Here is a 14,112-nt window from a genome sequence, read left to right on the forward strand (position 1 = left end):
CGCGATGTGGAGCTACGCGCTGGTGCGTGATGTTCCGGATCTGCCTCCTGGACCGGTAGCGCTGGACATCGAGACTACGGGTCTCCGTACCGGGGTGGACGAGGTCGTCGTGATCACCGTGGCGACACCGGACCAGGCTTGGGTCATCGACTGCCGGGCTTTGAACCGTGAGTCGGTGGCGGAGTGGTTGCGACGACTCTTCGCGAGGCACGCCATCCTGGTCCACAACGCGATCTTCGACGTGGTGTTCCTCCAGGTCGCCTACGGGATCCCCGCTCCGCGGGTGGGATCCCTGTGGGACACCAAGCTGGTGGAGGGAATCCTGCGGGGAGGAGCGGCTGACGCCTCGCTGCAGGAACTCGCTCAGGACTACCTGGGTCTGGCTCTCGACAAATCCTGGCAGACGAGCTTCGCTGACGGAGGTGACCTCAGCGAGGAGCAGGTGCGCTACGCCGCTTACGATGCGCTGGTCCTCCATGGTATCCAGGCAGCGCAGCACCGGCGGTTGCGGGACCGAGAGCACCTGTTCCGGGTGGTGGCTCTGGAGCATCGGGTAGCTCCGGCCTTCTGGGAGATGCAGCGCCGCGGGGTGGCAGTGGACCTCGCGGTGCTGGAGGAGGCAGCGGAGAGCTGGCGCTCCGAGTCCGAGGCCCTCCGGGTGCGGTTGGAGGGACGGCTCACCCGACGGGTCATCGCCATGCGGGAGTCGAGGGTAGCGCGTTCCGAGGAGGATCTCCGGCGCTGGAACGAGGAGCTGGAGGCGGTCCTCGCCGAGTGCGAGGCGGAGTGGCGCGAGCACCGCGAGGACCCGAGCTGGCAAGCGGTGCTGCGGGAGACCTGGCTCGGCTACCCGGTGACCGAGAGGACGACGGTGACGGAGGAGGAGATCCAGCGCTGGCTGGACCCCGAGAAGGGACTCCGCCGGTACCTGGATCGGGTGCGCCAACGTTTCCGGCGGGAGCATCCGAGACCATCGGTTCCGCGAGTAGACGTCTGGGCACCGATCAACCTGCTGTCGTCGCAGCAGCTCCTGGAGGCGCTGAACGGCGAGCTGCGGGAGGCAGGGTTGGCGGAGGTCTCGACGACGGAGTCGAAGGTTCTGCGGAGTCTCTTGGGCGCGAGTGAGGATCTGGACCGCGAGGTGCTGCGCCCACTCCTGCGCTACCGGGAGCTGGAGAAACTCCTCGACTTCGTGGAGCAGATACGGGAACACACGCGGGGTGGGGTGCTCTATCCGGACTGGCAGCAGATCGGTGCCGCGACGGGGAGAGCCTCCTGCCGCAACCCGAACCTCATGGCGCAACCCAAATTCGCAGGGTTCCGGCGCGCCTTCGTAGCTCGGGAGGGGCATGTCCTGGTTACCGCCGACTACTCCCAAATCGAACTCCGCATCATGGCGGCGCTGTCGGGTGATCCGGAGATGACGCGAGCCTTCGTGGAGGGGCAGGACCTGCACCGTTTGACGGCTTCCCGGATCTTCGGGGTACCGGAGGATACGGTCACGGAGCGACAGCGCAAGATCGGGAAGCAGGTGAACTTCGGCACCTTGTACGGCATGGGTGCGCGACGGCTGGTGGCTGAACTCGCTGCGCAGGGGATCCGCATCAGCGTCGAGGAGGCACAGGAGGCGCTGGATGGCTGGAGGCGGACCTACCGGCGGGCAGCGGGGTGGATCCGGGAGCGGGGCGAGGAAGCGGTTCGAGAGGGCTCCGTGGAGACGGCGCTGGGGAGGATCCGCAGCTTTCCGCCGCCCCGCGATGCTGCCGAGGCAGCCTCGATAGCGAGACGGGGTGGCAATCTCCCGATCCAGGGAACCGCTGCCGACATCATGAAGCTAGCCATGAGCGAGCTGGTCGGCATGGGGATAGTTCTGCAGGTGCATGACGAGCTGGTGCTCGAGGTTCCGGAGCAGCAGGCGGAGGTCGCGGCAGCGGTGATCGGGGAGACGATGCGGCGGTGCGCCGAAGAGGTTCTGGACGGCTTCCCGGTGGAGGTGGACGTCACGGTGGGACGGAGCTGGGCGGAGGCAGCGGAATGAGCGGGAAGCGGCAGGAGGGGATACCCGGGAGTGTGCGGATCGGTGGGGTGCGGTACCGGGTGGTGGTGGAGGATGAGCTGGTCAGCGAGGAGGGAGTGGAGCTTCTCGGTCAGCACGACTACGGGAGGTTGCTCTTGCGGTTGTCGCTGGCGGCGGATCCGGAGCTGCGCCCCTTCGTGCTCCTACACGAGATACTGCACGCCTGCGTCACGGTGAGCGGTGGGGATTCGCATCAGGAGGAGGCGCTGGTGGCGGGGCTCTCGCATGTGCTCTTGCAGGTGCTGCGGGAGAACCCGGACCTGGTCCGCTACCTCCTCGGTTCGGGAAGGAGAGCAGACGGTGCGGCGGTGTCGAGTCCCGCAGCGGAGGCGTCTGGTGGACCCGCTTGAGGTGTTGGAGCGGATCCGTTGGGAGATCCTGGAGGCCAACGGAGCTGGCGAGCACCTGTGGGAGCGTCTCTCGCACCTGGGGGAGGCGCTGGAGCTGGTAGCGGTTTTGGAGCAGGCTGTCGAGGATGCGATCCGCGCCACGGCGATGGATCTCCAAGCGTGGGGTGGGAGCGAGGGTGACGCGCTGCTGGAGGGCTCCTGATGGTGGTGCTGGTGCGGTGCCCGTATCACGAGGACTCCACGCCGTCTCTGGCGTTGTACCGGGACCATGCCTTCTGCTTCGGTGGTTGCGGGCTGGTGCCGCTGGAGTGGCTGCCGGAGAACCTACGGGAGCTGTCAGCGCGGCAGCGGGAGACGCGGGAGCGTGCTGGCGGTGGCTTTACCCGGGAGCAACTGAGGGTCCTGGTGGAGGCCTGGTGCTGGAACCTGCTGGAGGGGACGCGCCGACACCGGCTCTCCTGGTTGGAGGACCGCGGTATCGATGCGCAAGCGGCGCGTCGTTTCCGGCTGGGGCACTCGGGTGCCTGGTTCACGATCCCGGTGCTGCAGGGGAGGGAGGTGGTGGGGGTACGGTTCCGCCGGGATCCCTACTACCTCGACGAGGACGAGGGGCCGAAGTATCGGAACCCCAAGGGGCAGCCGGTACTGCTGTACCGTCCTAACCCTGGCGGCTGGCCGCTGGTGGTGACCGAGGGGGAATTCGATGCCATGCTGCTGTGCCTGGCGGGGTGCGATGCCGTGACGGCGACGGCGGGGGCTGGGAGCCTGGTGAGCCTGCTGGAGCGGGAGGGGATACTGGGGCGGTACCGGCGGGCTGGGAGTGTCCTGCACGTGGCGACGGACCAGGATGCAGCTGGAGAGCAGGTGGTGGAGCAGCTGGTGAGGCGGGGTTTCCGGGTGTGTCGCTGGCGCTGGGAGGGGGCGAAGGACGTCTCCGAGGCGCTGGCGCGAGTCCCGCGCAGCCAGTGGTCGTCTCGGGTGCGGCGTTGGATCCGCGAGGGCGAGGTGTGGTCTCCCCGGAGGGAAAGGAAAGGGTTAGCGGAAGGGGGCCTGGATGCCCGCTGTCGGATGGTGGCTGGGTGAAGGGGAGCTGGTCCCCTTCGAGGAGGCGAGGGAGGTGGCAGCGCGGGAGGGGATGTTCGAGGGGTGGATCCTCCCGGTGCTGGTAGCGATGGAGGAGCAGGCGAAACAGGAGCGTGGTCTGTGGGTCTCGCCATCGCAGGCGCTGGTGTGTCCGCGTCTCCGCGTGTTGCAGCTCGCGGAGCCCTATTACGTGAAGCCGGAGTGGGTGTGGGCAGCGATGAACGGGAGTGCCATCCACCGGCGGATCGCGGAGGTGGGTGTGGGTGCTCTCGAGGGGTATCTCCACGAGTTGCCGCTGGCTGCAACGGTGCGAGTTTCCGTCGGCATCGGCGAAGTGGATTTCCCGGTGCAGGGTACCGCGGATCTCTACATCCCGGGTGAGGCGAGATTGATCGACGTGAAGACCACCTCGAAGCGGGTGCAGGCTTCGTCGGCGGAGCACGAGTTGCAGGTGAACATCTACGCGTGGCTACTGCGGGAGAACGGGTATCCAGTGGAGCGAGCTGAACTCTGGTACGCGCAGCCGGGGCTGCGGAACGGGAGAGTGCAGCGGCAGCTGGTGCCGGTGGAGCTGCTCCCTCAGGAGGAGGTGACGGAACTCCTGGTGGCGATTGCGGAGCCACTGGCTCGCTACGTCGAGGAGGGGGTGCTGCCGGATTGCCGGTGCGTGCAGCGGCCCTTCGTGTATCCGGATCTGTGCAACCGGTTTCCGTGAGGAGACGAGTTCTCGGCGAGAGCGAGGAGGGAAGGAGATGACGCGGTCACGGAAGCTGGTCTATCTCGAGGCGGATACTCTTCCAGCGGAGGAGGTCAAGGAGCTGCTCGTCGAGTGGCGGAAACAGCAGAATCTGGTGGTCAGTGGCCTCCTGGAGTATTGGCGAAAGGCGAGTCCGGCACAGAAACAGAGTCTTCCCTGGTACTGGGAGGCGGAGGACGGGATCAACCCCACGGTGCTACGGACCCTGGATGGGCAGGTGCTGCTGCGGATCACCCGGATTCCTTCCGGCGATCCGGTACTGCTGTGGGCGTTATCTGCTGGGACCCTCGCGGAACTCGAGGAGAGTCTGAGGGGGTTTCGCGGGGTTGGATAGGGGAGCGGTGAGATGGTTCCGGTTGGGGAAGAGTGGGGTCGGGCTCAGGAGGCGGGTTCGCTACGGTGAGGCGGATCAGGATCAGGTTCGGCTGAAGTGATGCGTCGGCAGACGTGGAGGCGAATCGACGCTAGCGGAGGTATCGGCTGCGGGTGTTCCCCGATGAGGGGCCCGGGTCGTGAGTGGTCGCGGGGTAGTGTCAGGATGGCAAAGGTCGGGGGAGTTGATAAATCGGCGGAGTGAGGACTGCCCCCGGCCACGGAGCCGGCCCAGGAAAGGAGCGGGGGTAGGGGTGGGGGGTCGGAAGCTCAGACGGCGCTGGCCTCGCTTGTGGCGCAGGAAGCGGTGCCTCAAACGGCGGCGGCCTCGTCCACCTTCACCCATCAGAGGGCAGCGACGCGGTACGCGCTGTCAAAACTCAGGTAAGCAACGACGAGTCCCCGGTTGCGCCAGCAACCGTTGATGCAGGGGGAGAGGGAGCTGGGTGGCAAGTCACCGGCTCCTTACGGAGCCGTTGAGGCGAGCAGGCTGGCTGAGCTGGAGCTGGCAGCGAGGCGATAGCATGCGTGCTATGGATGGCGCTAGCGAGGGGTTGGAGGGAGAGGCAGCTCGCCAAGTCACCGAATCCTTACGGATTCGTTGAGATGCTGGCAGACCGGTGGCGGCGCTATACTGTGGGTGCCGGTTGGATGACTGAGCGCTGGGGAGCGAGGGGGAAGGAGACCCGAAGGTGGGAAACCGCGTGGCAGGCACCAAGTCACCGGCTCCATCAGGAGCCGTTGACGAGTCACCGTCTCCTCCCGGAGACGTTGAAGTGCACGGTCTTCAAAACCGGTGGGCGGGGTGACGAGCCTCGCCGGTGGGTTCGACTCCCATGCGCCCTCGCCAAGACCGCCTGGTGGGATGAGACTGGGTCAATCCCAGCGACGTGTTGTCGGCTGCCTGGTGGCTCGAGCTGCGACTACGGCTGCTCGCGGCAGCTCGTTGACCTGCCGAGACGTTCAGCACGGGTCACACTGCGTGTATCCTGCGCTGTGGCGAGATGACCTTCCGTGAGCTCTGCCAGCGAGGACGATACCCATGTCACGAGTACGGGATGGCCTGGACGTACCGAGCTGTGCTGGCTGACGACAAAGAGAAGCTTCTCCACTACGGCGCACTCCCTCCGGTGCCCCGCCGGCGATAGGCTTCTTCCAGGAGCTGCAGGAGATCGTCATCGGTGAAGAGCAGTGTTTCGGGACTGAGCGTAAAGCTCTCGTCGTCCCGGCCAGGCGTGGCTACATATCCCTTGACCAGAAACCCTTCGGGAGTTTCCACAACGAGGATACGCGTGAACCGCTGCTGGTCCAGGTAATGTCCCAGCGCTCGCAGTGTGTCTTCGTACCGAGTTCGATACCGTCCGCTCGGATCGCGCATAAGAATCCCCTCAACGGAGCCGGTGAAACTCGACGAAACTCGGATGATGCTCCTCGCTGTCGACGACGACGTCGATCACGGCCGGTTGACCAGCATCGTTGGCGCGACGAGCCCGTTCGAGCGCTGGCGCCAGTTCCTCTGGCTGCTCCACGCGCTCGGCGTAGCAACCAGTGCCGCGGGCGACTGCCACGAAGTCGAAGGTGGCAGCGAACTCGGTCGCGATGACCCGACCGCCCAACGCGGTCCGTTGTGTCCAACGTGGCCAGCCGAGAGCATGGTCGTCGAAGATGACCCAGGTGATCCGCAGCCGCTGCTCCACCGCAGTCGGGAGCTCGTGCATCGCCATCTGAAATGCACCGTCCCCGGTCGTACAGACGACGTACCAGTCAGGGCGCGCCAGAGCGGCGCCAATCGCCCCAGCGACCCCCAGTCCCATGGCCGTCTGTTCCGCCGGTGGGACGACCGCACCACGGTCACGCACGCGATAGTACGGCCAGTAATAGGCCCACAAATCCTGAGCACCGTTTTCGAGCACCAGAATCGTACGACGGTCGAATACCCGATTGAGCGTGGCCACGATCTGCTTGCCCCGGATGGGGAGAGCGGCGGTGGCAGCATCGGCTTCCGCTGCTGCAATGGCGCGTTGCTGGCGCTCGGTGAGCGATCGAACCCGGGACTCGTTTCGGGGAAGGCCGACCCGGTCGACAGCGGCGAGCAGCGCTTGGAGGGCGAGCGTCGCGTCGGCTTGAATCGCGACATCCGGTACCCAATTGCGACCGAGTTCCTCGGCTGCGATGTCGATCTGTATGAGGCGAGCTCCAGACGGGAAATATGTCCAAGCGCCGGACTGGAATTCTTCCATCCGGGAACCGACCGTGATGATCAGGTCGCTCTCTTCCCAAACCTCTCGCGAATATTCCGTTCGGTACAGTCCAACGAGGCCCGCGAACAGTGGATGCTCTTCTTCGATGATTCCGCGTCCCGCCGGGGTCACCTGGACTGGCATACCGAGACGCTCGATGAACGCCCGGACCGGTTCGAAGGCTCCGGAAGCGATCGACCCTCCACCGCAGACGAGCAGTGGCCGTCGTGCCTGCGCCAGGAGCTGGACCGCGGCTTCGATCCGCTGCGGATCAGGAGCCGGGCGAATGCCACGGAGGGCTGGCTGATACGGCGGCATCTCGACGGGCTGCAGACCCAAATCGGCCGGAACCTCCACATACACCGGTCCAGGCTGACCGCTCGTCGCGATCGTGATGGCTCGTCGCAGGTACCAGCCGATCCGCTCCGGACGCTCGACGGTGACAGCCCACTTCGTGATCGGGCGAAAGAGGCTGGTCTGCGGTGCCTCCTGGAACGCTCCCATCCCGTAGGTCCGGGTCGGTGCTCGCACGCCCAGTGCCAGCACAGGCGTGCATCCTGACCAAGCCTCGAGGATGCCAGGAATCAGGTTCGCGACGCCGGGGCCGGGGCAGCCGAAGCAACAGCCGATCGTCCCGCTCACACGCGCGTAAGCCATGGCCATGAAGGCGCCGGCCGTCTCGTGCCTCACGAGAATCGGTCGGACACCAGTGGAATCGTAGAGGGCATCGTAGAGGTGCTTCGGCGAACCGGGCATGCCGAAGACGTACTGGATACCTTCACGGTCGAATGCGTCGACGAGTTCCTGCCAGGCTGTGCGCATCATCCTGCTCTGCCCCCTGTATTGCAGAATACGGTAGACGACCGTGATCGGGAAGTTGGGGTTGGTCGTTCTCAGCCGCGAATTCTAGAATGGAACGGTTGTAGCGAGTCTAGGGGGAGTCGAAGACCGAGCGAACGATGAACCGTCACGATTATCCGGCACCGTTGTCCGTACTCGAGCGAGTTAGGCTCGAGCTCGATTATCTAACGCGAGGCGAGCGATTGCGAACGTTGCGCCAGAAGGTGACGCTCGTCGAATTGGCGCACCAGGAGCTGCGCGCGACGATCGAGCGCCGGCTCGGTTCCTTACACCGTGAAGTCGAGGGACTCCGTAACGAAGTCAAGGTCCTCGAGGGTAGGTTGACCCGGCTTCTGAGGGTGTCGCGGCCGCTTTCCGACGAGGAACTCGATGCCACGACTGAAACGGAGTATCGCGACAACGCGACCTGGAACGGATCGAACGGGCGGCATGAGGAGGAGAGTGGCAACGGACGGTTTCACGATCGCTGGCAGCCCAACGGCGGTGAGCAAGAACTTTTGCGCCGGCTGTATCGGACACTGGCTCGCCTTCTCCATCCGGATCTCGCGACGGATCAAGCGGAACGAGCCGAGCGCGAACAACTGATGCGACTGGTCAACCAAGCCTGGGAACGGCGGGATTTGGAACAGTTGCAACGCTTGGTCGCTGTTTGGGCCCCGAGCGAGGGCGGAACGATCTCCTGTGACTTGGACGGTTTCCGTCAGCGGATCGCGCAGCGCGAACTCGAGGAGATGCAACTGCACCGGCGTCTGCGCGAGCTGGAACGATCCGAAATCGGGCAGTTGCTGCAGCGGGGCGCAGAGGGTGTCGATCGCTACCTGCGACGCCAGGAAGCAGTACTCCGGCACGAAATCGCGGTGCTTCGCCTCCGTCGGCGTCGCCTGATGCGCCTCATCGAGGAACGACGGCGCGAGCTCGCCGTCCGGGCGAGTGTGCAGAGGTGAGTCGTGCTGGAGCGCGACCTCATGCATGCCGCTGTCCAGGGCTTGCGGCGATTCCTGAATTGCCTGACCGCGTCGGGTTGATGCCTAAAGGGCGTGAACGGTATTGTGTTGGCCCCCGATCACGAGTTGACTCGCGCGATGTTGCGCGTCTGGAACCGCTGGACGCCACTCGCCCCCGCTGAGCGGGTGCTGCTGATTCCGGCTTCGCGAACGGACGGCTACCGGGCGGATCCTCTGGCCTGGGTGATCGGCACACTCGCACACCCCCACCGGCTGCCGGCGAGACCGCCCCAGGCACTTGCCTGCTGCCGGCGGTGCTGGTCGGAGCACCACCAGCCGCTGCTCGGCACGGGCGGGGCAGGGGAACCTTCGGTCGCGGTACTTCCTCAGGCGATCGCTGAGCGGTCGGACGGGTATACGCGAGCGTTCCAGCTGGTCGAGGATTGGGCCCGCGCAGCCGAACCGATCGGGGCGACCCGGCGAGCGCTGAAGCCGTTCCTCGATCCGCCGCTCTCAGCGGACGGCGAGCGGGTGACGCACCTCCTCGACGGTGCTGGAAGCGGAGTGCGTCAGTCCGTGTGGCGCGTTCTTCGTGAGCGCTATCGTCGGAAGCTCCTGGGACGTATGGACGTGGTCATGCCGGAACGTGCGATCCTCGACATGGCAGGGCGGCTCGATCGCCTGGCGAGCAGGCTGCACTGGTCGAGTCGGTGCGAGAGGAGCTGGGGGCTACTCCATGACGGCCCAGCGGTCGCGTTGGACGATCCCACGCACTGGAAAACCCAGTCTACAGGTGAATGACTTCAGTTCGGTAATCCAAGAGATATCCCTCGACAAGATGTTCCTCGATGTACTGGAGGACGCGGCGCAACATCTCGTCAGCGTGTTGCGGTGATGTCGAGACACAGGCGACACCGAGCTCGGCGAACTGCCACTGCGCGTGCCCATCGACCTCCGCGATGGCGACGTTGAATCGATGCTTCACCTGGTCGATGACCGATTTGACGACCTTGCGCTTTTCCTTCAAAGAATGTGCACTGGGAATCTCGATCGCGATGCGTGTTACACCGATGACCATTGTATCCGTACCCCGCATGCAGTCGTGTCAGATGACGTTCTGTTCGCGAACCAATCGTCCGCGGTGGAAGCGTGAGGGGGCGAACGCGTTGATGTCGACCGAGCGAGCCTGTCCGTCGAGCAAGAGTTCGGCCATACAGCGACCGACTGCTGGTCCATGCATGAAGCCATGGCCGCTGAAACCGGCGGCGACTGCGAGACCAGCGATGTCCTCCACCCACCCGATCAAGGGATTGTGATCCGGAGTGACCTCGTAGAAGCCGGCCCAGCCACGACGAATCCGTGCCTGTTCGAAGACAGGTGCACGACGGCAGAGCGCTTCGATCGTCACCTCCATCCACTCCGGGTCAACCGTCTTGTTGAAGCCTGGCGGCTCGTCCGGATTCGCCATGCCGAAGAGAACACCGTCTCCCTCGGGATGGAAATACAGCGAGGTCTCGAACTCGATCGTCATCGGAACAGTTTTGGGGACCAGGTCGAAGCGATCGGTTACGAAGCTCATCCGCCGAACAGGTTGCACTGGCAACTCCACGCCCGCCAGCTTGCCGACGATACCAGTGTACGGGCCGGTGCAGAGCACGACTGTGCTACAAGCGATCGGACCGCCCGGTGTGTGCACAGCGCGTATTCGGCCATCGACGATATCGAACCCGATTGCAGGGCGCTGCTCGTGAAAGATGACCCCCCGCTCTCGCGCGGCCCTGGCGAAGCCCATTGTTGCCGAGTAAGGGTCACACCAGCCGTCTCGTGGGCAATAGGTACCGCCGAGGAGGTCATCGGTGCGAATGACCGGCTGAAGCCGAGCGATTTCGTCGGTATCGACCCAACGGGCAGGAACCCCGAGCGACTGCTGGAGAGCGAGCGAGCTACGGAAGCTCTCCACATCGTCGGGGCGCGACAGTAGGAACAAGTACCCGTACTGGTGCAAGCCGATGTCGACACCAAAGAGATCCGAGAAATGTTCCCAGTACTCGAAGCTGAGGAGCGAGAGGCGAATGTTGGTTTCGGTCGAAAATTGCAGGCGGATTCCGCCGGCTGCATCGGCCGTCGCGCCGCGACCGATTTCGTCCTTCTCCAGGACGACGATCGTTCCGGCACGGTGTTCGGCCAGGTGATAGGCGAGGCTGCAGCCGATAATGCCTGCACCGATGATGACGAAGTCGGCAGTTTCCACGGTCTTTCTCCCCGCGTCGACTGTGCTCTGCTCGGAGTATACGGCGAGTTCGACCGCTCTAGAGGGGGACGGATCGTGTTAGGATGCCTATGCTCGATACAGATCCTGGGTGGGAAGTGGGGGCATGCGATGACTGACTCGATCGACACCGTCCTGGCGCACGAAATCATGACGCGAGACGTCATCACTGTCCAGCCGAGTACACCGGTCGATGAGATCGCGCGTTTACTCGTGCAGCACCGGATTACCGGCGTTCCAGTCGTCGATGACGAAGGGCGGGTTCTGGGCATCGTTTCGGAGTTCGACCTGATCGCGAAGCGTGGACGCGTCGCAGCCGACGTGATGAGCACGGACGTGATCGCGGTCAGCGAAGATGCACCGGCTGAGACGATCGCTGACCTCATCGTGCAGCGACGCGTGCGACGCGTTCCGGTTCTCCGGAACGGTCGCCTCGTGGGTATCGTCACGCGGGCTGATCTCGTGCGGTTGTTCGCGATGACGCGTTGGACCTGTGTCCAGTGCGGCTATTTCGAGCGCGGTTTCCATCGGCCAGAGGTCTGCGAAGGGTGCGGGAGTCGCGAGTTCACGCTGCAGCGTGAACCGCCGGGAATGTGAGCGGTGACCGTGATGTACGACGTGATCGTGATCGGAGCGGGTATCGTCGGGTTGGCCACGGCGCGCGAAATACTTCAGCGTCGGCCTCGTCTTCGTCTGGCAGTTCTGGAGAAGGAATCGCGCGTTGCCGCGCATCAGTCCGGACACAACAGCGGAGTGATTCACTCGGGGCTGTACTACCGGCCGGGGTCACTGAAGGCACGTGCGTGCGTTGCCGGTGCTGCGAAGCTCATACGGTACTGCGAAGAACGCGGCATCCCGTATCGACTGATCGGTAAGCTGGTCGTGGCGACGACGCCGGATGAAGTGCCGCGGCTGCTGGAACTGTACGATCGCGGTCAGCGGAACGGTGTGCAAGGGTTGCAACTCCTCTCCGCGGAGGAAATCCGCGAACGGGAACCGGCCGTCACTGGTGTACGGGCTCTATGGTCGCCGCGGACTGGTATCGTGGATTTCGCCCGCGTCGCTGAGTCGTTTGCAGAGGATGTCCGGCTAGCCGGTGGCGAGATCCACTTCTGTCGGACTGTACTCGGTTTCCAGCGGCGGAACGGACGGATCCGTGTCGAGACGACCGGAGGCGATTACGAAGCCCGTTTCGTCGTCGTGTGCGCGGGCCTGTATAGCGACCGGTTGGCTCGCTCGAGTGGTGGGCGTGCCGATCCGGCGATCGTTCCCTTCCGGGGCGATTACTACGTCTTGCGACCGGAGCGACAGTGTCTCGTCAAAACGAACGTCTATCCGGTGCCCGATCCACGTTTTCCGTTTCTCGGTGTGCATTTCACACCGCGGATGGATGGGTCAGTGTGGCTGGGGCCCAACGCGGTTCTCGCTTTTGCCCGCGAGGGATACCGGAAGACGGATGTGAACTGGCGTGATCTACTGGAGACCTTCCGCTATCCAGGCTTCCGGCGCCTTGCTCGGCGATACTGGCGTGTCGGACTGCAGGAGCTATGGCGCGACTTCAGCAAGCGGGCATTCCTGCGCGATCTCCGGCGTTTCGTACCCGAGCTGGACGAGGACGATCTGGTTCCCGGGCCAGCTGGGGTACGGGCTCAAGCGCTGTCGCTCGATGGGCAGCTGATCGACGACTTCGTGCTCGATCGGCAGCCAGGAATCGTGCACGTTCGCAATGCACCCTCACCGGCGGCGACGTCGAGTCTCGAGATCGCGCGGCTGATCGTCGATGACGTCGAGCACGAACTGCCGAGTTGAGGCGTGAGGGGGACAGGTTCAGCCCTGGTGCGTCGCATGTTGTGCTGCCGGATGATCGCTGAGCGCGGATGCGGTGTAGATGACGGCAAGAGTACAGAAGAGGACGTAGCTCGCGAAGACGGGGCCGTAACCGTACTCGACGATCGTGTAGCCAGCGAGCAAGCTCGCGCAGGCAAAACCGACGTTCCAGGCTGCGCTCCGGAAGCCGAAAGCGTGACCGCGCTGGGTGTCCGGTAACAGCTCGGCGATGAGTGTCGAGTCGAGCGGCCAGGCCATCGAGATGGAGATTGACCGGACAAGGAAGGCCAGGACAGCGAGTGAGGAGGTTTGCCAGAGGACAAGGAGGGCAAAGAGCGGGATCGGTGCCAGGCGGATGATGGTGACTGCTCGGAGAGGGCCGATGCGGCGCGCCACTGCTGGACCCCACAGGCCACAGAACGCGCCGAGGAGACTCGCCCCGGCGTAGACGAGACCGATGACGCGCGTCGGCAAGCCGAGGTTGGCGAGGAAAACGTTGAAGAACGGGAGAACGGCCCCGTTGCCTAGACTCAGCAAAGCGCCGGCGAGCACGAACGCCATCAAGTATTTCCTGATCCTACGGAGATCGTTCGGATCCACGCGCTGGGTGTCCCGCTGGGTGGCGGTTCGTTGCTGGTGAGTCTTCGCCTCCCGCATGGCGAACATCGGCGGAAGGGAGAGCGCGCAAAGCACGATGCTGGCGAGGAGAGCGCTGCGATAGGCCAACGTGCTGGGTGAGGCCAGACCGAAGAGACGGTGCACGAGGTAGGGAATCCAGCCTCCGACAAAACTCCCGATGGTTGCTGAGACCGATGTGAGTGAAAGGGCGATCGCCGCAACCGTGTCGCGCCTGCGTGGCGGTGCGTAGGCGATGACGAACGGCATGAGCGGGACGAAAAGGAAGGTCGTGGCGAGGCCTTGGAGCATGACGGTCGCCAGGACCGTTGCTGGAGATTCAGCGAAGGCAACGGCGAGCGACGTGAGAAGATAGAGTGCCGTTCCGTAGGTGAGGCACCACCAGGACCCGTAGCGCTGGAGGAGTCGCCCGAGGCCGAGAGCCGAAAGGGCGAGAGAGCCAGTCGAGACGGCATTGACGATGCCGATCCAATCCTCTTGATAACCCAACTGAGTGAGATACAGGTTATACAGAAGAGAGAAGGCGCCAAGCGATATGTTTGAAAAGAGTGTATAAAGAAAGAATAGGTATATCTCTCTTGATGCTGAGCTCACGCTTTCCTTGGCTGGTGTCTCGTTCATTGACTTGCGGATCCTTCGCATCCCTTTCCGGGCGCGCCAGTATACGATGGCGGGAAAAACGTGGACAACTGGAGG

The 14,112-nt window shown here is 64.2% G+C and carries 15 protein-coding genes; 10 read left to right on the forward strand and 5 right to left on the reverse strand.

The genetic code is table 11. The annotated features are described in order from the left end of the window. The first annotated feature begins 4 nt into the window (after positions 1 to 4). From OO015_RS00690 to OO015_RS00715, 6 genes are read left to right on the forward strand one after another with little or no spacing between them, the layout of a single operon-like run. Complete coding sequence (locus OO015_RS00690) at positions 5 to 2,038, forward strand: DNA polymerase (protein WP_265938810.1); 2,034 nt, start codon at positions 5 to 7, stop codon at positions 2,036 to 2,038. After that, positions 2,035 to 2,427, forward strand: a complete 393-nt coding sequence (locus tag OO015_RS00695) for a hypothetical protein (RefSeq protein WP_265938812.1) — start codon at positions 2,035 to 2,037, stop codon at positions 2,425 to 2,427. Before OO015_RS00690 ends, OO015_RS00695 begins: the two co-directional genes overlap by 4 nt. Beyond that, positions 2,414 to 2,629: a hypothetical protein gene (locus tag OO015_RS00700; protein ID WP_265938814.1), complete on the forward strand. Its 216-nt coding sequence runs from the start codon at positions 2,414 to 2,416 to the stop codon at positions 2,627 to 2,629. Before OO015_RS00695 ends, OO015_RS00700 begins: the two co-directional genes overlap by 14 nt. Further along, a complete protein-coding gene (locus OO015_RS00705) occupies positions 2,629 to 3,510 on the forward strand; it encodes a toprim domain-containing protein (RefSeq protein WP_265938816.1) in 882 nt (293 codons plus the stop codon). Before OO015_RS00700 ends, OO015_RS00705 begins: the two co-directional genes overlap by 1 nt. After that, positions 3,482 to 4,225 (forward strand): CRISPR-associated protein Cas4, encoded by a 744-nt coding sequence (locus OO015_RS00710; RefSeq protein WP_265938818.1) that lies wholly within the window; start codon positions 3,482 to 3,484, stop codon positions 4,223 to 4,225. The genes OO015_RS00705 and OO015_RS00710 overlap by 29 nt, the downstream gene beginning before the upstream one ends. A gap of 37 nt (positions 4,226 to 4,262) precedes the next feature. Beyond that, positions 4,263 to 4,601, forward strand: coding sequence for a hypothetical protein (locus OO015_RS00715; RefSeq protein ID WP_265938820.1), 339 nt, complete (start codon positions 4,263 to 4,265; stop codon positions 4,599 to 4,601). A 1,149-nt stretch (positions 4,602 to 5,750) separates the two neighbouring features. Here the strand turns inward: OO015_RS00715 and OO015_RS00720 are convergent. Both OO015_RS00720 and OO015_RS00725 read right to left on the reverse strand, forming a co-directional pair. After that, the gene (locus tag OO015_RS00720; protein WP_265938821.1) at positions 5,751 to 6,017 is read right to left on the reverse strand and encodes a hypothetical protein; all 267 of its coding nucleotides are present in this window, start codon (positions 6,015 to 6,017) and stop codon (positions 5,751 to 5,753) included. 10 nt (positions 6,018 to 6,027) lie between these two features. Further along, positions 6,028 to 7,704 (reverse strand): thiamine pyrophosphate-binding protein, encoded by a 1,677-nt coding sequence (locus OO015_RS00725; protein WP_265938823.1) that lies wholly within the window; start codon positions 7,702 to 7,704, stop codon positions 6,028 to 6,030. A gap of 134 nt (positions 7,705 to 7,838) precedes the next feature. Here OO015_RS00725 and OO015_RS00730 point away from each other — a divergent pair, with 134 nt between their 5' ends. Next, on the forward strand, positions 7,839 to 8,684 hold the full coding sequence (locus OO015_RS00730) for a J domain-containing protein (protein WP_265938825.1): 846 nt from the start codon (positions 7,839 to 7,841) through the stop codon (positions 8,682 to 8,684). Positions 8,685 to 8,822: 138 nt separating this feature from the next. Then, on the forward strand, positions 8,823 to 9,485 hold the full coding sequence (locus OO015_RS00735) for a hypothetical protein (RefSeq protein WP_265938827.1): 663 nt from the start codon (positions 8,823 to 8,825) through the stop codon (positions 9,483 to 9,485). Here OO015_RS00735 and OO015_RS00740 read toward each other — a convergent pair. Together OO015_RS00740 and OO015_RS00745 are read right to left on the reverse strand one after the other, a co-directional pair. Further along, positions 9,472 to 9,762 carry a DUF503 domain-containing protein gene (locus OO015_RS00740; protein WP_265938829.1) on the reverse strand — a complete coding sequence of 97 codons (291 nt, stop codon included), beginning with the start codon at positions 9,760 to 9,762 and terminating at the stop codon, positions 9,472 to 9,474. The two genes, OO015_RS00735 and OO015_RS00740, sit on opposite strands and share 14 nt — an antisense overlap. A 27-nt stretch (positions 9,763 to 9,789) precedes the next feature. Next, entirely contained in the window at positions 9,790 to 10,935 is a 1,146-nt protein-coding gene (locus OO015_RS00745; protein ID WP_265938831.1) for an NAD(P)/FAD-dependent oxidoreductase, read from the reverse strand. Between the two features lie 129 nt (positions 10,936 to 11,064). Between OO015_RS00745 and OO015_RS00750 the strand changes: the two genes are divergently transcribed. Both OO015_RS00750 and lhgO read left to right on the forward strand, forming a co-directional pair. Beyond that, positions 11,065 to 11,550, forward strand: coding sequence for a CBS domain-containing protein (locus tag OO015_RS00750; RefSeq protein WP_265938833.1), 486 nt, complete (start codon positions 11,065 to 11,067; stop codon positions 11,548 to 11,550). A gap of 12 nt (positions 11,551 to 11,562) precedes the next feature. Next, positions 11,563 to 12,762 carry an L-2-hydroxyglutarate oxidase gene (lhgO, locus tag OO015_RS00755; protein WP_265938836.1) on the forward strand — a complete coding sequence of 400 codons (1,200 nt, stop codon included), beginning with the start codon at positions 11,563 to 11,565 and terminating at the stop codon, positions 12,760 to 12,762. Positions 12,763 to 12,780: 18 nt separating this feature from the next. Here the strand turns inward: lhgO and OO015_RS00760 are convergent, their stop codons facing one another. Then, positions 12,781 to 14,058 carry an MFS transporter gene (locus OO015_RS00760; RefSeq protein ID WP_323053835.1) on the reverse strand — a complete coding sequence of 426 codons (1,278 nt, stop codon included), beginning with the start codon at positions 14,056 to 14,058 and terminating at the stop codon, positions 12,781 to 12,783. Between the last annotated feature and the right edge of the window lie 54 nt (positions 14,059 to 14,112).

Source organism: Thermomicrobium sp. 4228-Ro (assembly GCF_026241205.1).
GTDB lineage: Bacteria > Chloroflexota > Chloroflexia > Thermomicrobiales > Thermomicrobiaceae > Thermomicrobium.